General features: G+C 76.5%; 1 protein-coding gene and 1 pseudogene. Both read left to right on the top strand.

Annotation, left to right across the window (positions count from 1 at the left end):
- A pseudogene (locus tag AB0J52_RS36290) lies at positions 1–405 on the top strand (hypothetical protein); the annotation flags it as partial.
- A partial coding sequence (locus AB0J52_RS36285; RefSeq protein ID WP_500187439.1) for a transglutaminase TgpA family protein occupies positions 402–2,450 on the top strand: 2,049 nt, incomplete at its 3' end. The pseudogene AB0J52_RS36290 and the gene AB0J52_RS36285, both read left to right, overlap by 4 nt.

Raw genomic sequence — 2,450 nt, 5'->3', positions numbered from 1 at the left:
GTCACGTCCGTGCGGCGGGGGACGACGGCGTGCGTGGCCGTGCTGGTGGATCCGGAGGCGTTGGCGGCCTCGTCCGACGCGCGCGTCCCGTCCCCGCGCGGCGGCTCGAACGGCGACGCTTCCGCCGACGCGAACGGCGCGGGCAGTGTCCACGGCGCGGGCGGTGTCCACGGCGTGGGTGGCGCGGGCGGGATGCACGGCGGAGACTCGGTGGGCGCCGGGGCCGGGGTGCCGGGGGGCGGGGTGCCGGGGGTCGAGGCGGCGCGGGTGCTGCGGGCGGCGGGCTGGCGGGTCGTCACGGTCCGGACGGCCGCGCAGCTCGCGGCCGCCTGGGGCGTGGTGTCCGAACCGGACGGCTTCGACATCGACTACGCGCGCGGGAACGGCGGCGGAGGCGCGGCATGAGGATCCGGATGACGGTCATGGCCGGGCTGGCGACGCTGGCCGGGTCGATCGGGCTGTACCCGCTGTTCATGGGCGGCCAGTGGTTCTGGCACGCGTTCGGCGCGGTCATCGCGGCGGGGCTCGGCTCGGTCGCGGTACGGCGGCTGCGGATCCCGGCGGTCTTCGACCCGCTCGGCCCGGCCCTGGCGCTGCTGCTCTACTGCACCCTGGTCTTCACGTCCGGACGGGCGCTGCTGGGGATCGTCCCCACGCCGTCGTCGCTGGGCGCTCTGGGCGACCTGGCCGCCGACGGCGCGGCCACCGCCAACCGGTACGCCGCCCCGGTCCCGGAGGCGCGCGGCATCCACCTGCTGGTGGCGATCGGCGTCGGGACGATCGCGACCATCGTGGACCTGCTCGCGGTGCGGCTGCGCCGGGCCGCGCCCGCCGGGCTGCCGCTGCTGGCGATGTACAGCGTGCCCGCCGCGATCCGCGAGCACGGCGTGAACTGGTTCGCGTTCGGGCTCGGCGCCGCCGCGTTCCTGGCGCTGCTGATGGCGGACGCGCGGGAGAGCGTCGGCGGCTGGGGACGGGTGGTGTTCTCGCCGCGCTGGCACGAGGAGCCCGCCTCCGATCGGGACAACCCGGACATCTCAACGCTGGCCACCACCGGCCGCCGGATCGGCGCGGCCACCGTCGCCGTCGCCGTCCTGGTGCCCATGGCGGTCCCCGGCATCCACCCGCGCGGGGTGTTCGGCGGCCGCGGGGCGGGCTCGGGCGGCGAGGGCAGCCGGACCGTCACCACGCCGGATCCGATGGTCAGCCTGTCCCGGCAGCTCACCAACACCGACGACGGCGTCGTGCTGACCTACCGCACCGACGACACCGAACGCCCCGACTACCTGCGGCTCTACGCGCTCGACCGGTTCGACGGGGACCGCTGGACCTACAGCGTCGCCTCCAGCTCCAAGGACAAGGTGGGCGACGCGTCGCTGCCCGCCCCGCCCGGCCTCACGGTCGCGCCGTCCCGCCTGGTCACCACCCGGGTGAAGGTGAGCAAGGACCTGCGCGACCTGCAGTTCCTGCCGATGCCGTACGCGCCGGTGCGGGTCGAGGCCAAGGGCGACTGGCGGGTGCACTCGCCGTCCCTGATGGTCTACTCGCTGCGCGACAGCGTGGGCGGACGCGGCTATACCGTGACCAGCCGCCGCGTGCTGCCGTCCGCGTCCGACCTCCAGGCCGGCGGGACGTACAGCAGCGACATGCTGGCCGAGTTCACCTACCTGCCCAAGTCCGTGCCGGACAAGGTGCGCAAGCTCTCCATCCAGGTCGTGAAGGGCGCGCGCACGCCGTACGACGCGGCCGTGCGGCTCCAGTCGTGGTTCACCCGGACCGGCGGCTTCCGCTACGACCTGACCGTCGGCACCCCCGAGCACGGTTCGGACCTGGTCGACTTCCTGACCGCCGACAAGCGCGGCTACTGCGAGCAGTTCGCCGCCGCGATGGCCGTCATGGCGCGCGAGCTGGGCATCCCGGCGCGCGTGTCGGTCGGCTACACGGCCGGCAGGGAGGTCTCGGCGGGCCAGTGGGAGGTGCGCGGACGCGACGCGCACGCCTGGCCCGAGCTGTACTTCGACGGCGCGGGCTGGGTGCGGTTCGAGCCGACCCCGGCCGGCGCGGCGGGCCAGGGCACCGCGACCGAGCCGTCCTACTCCCGCGTGGCGGGCGGCGGCGGGACCGGCGATGAGGGCTCGTCCTCCCCGCAGCCCGAGCAGACCTCGCCGACCGGGCCGGGCGGACGCCCGACCAAGGGCCCGCGCTTCCGCAACGACCTGCCCGGCGTCGGCGGGACGCCGGTCGCGCCCCCGAAGAAGCACCACCGCGGGCCCGGCTACGCGCCGTGGATCGCGGGCGGGACGCTGCTCGTCCTGCTGCTGGCCGCCGCGCCGGCCGTCCGGGCCCTGACCCGGCGCCGCCGCTGGTCCGCGGCGCTCGAACCGCCGCCGGGGCCGGAGACGTCCCGTCCGGGCGGGTCCCGGCCCCCGCGCGGCCCGCGCGGACGCGCC

Source organism: Spirillospora sp. NPDC049652 (assembly GCF_040675125.1).
Lineage (GTDB): Bacteria > Actinomycetota > Actinomycetes > Streptosporangiales > Streptosporangiaceae > Spirillospora.
Note: the sequence above shows the minus strand (reverse complement) of the source record. Positions and strands in the feature narration are given on the sequence as shown.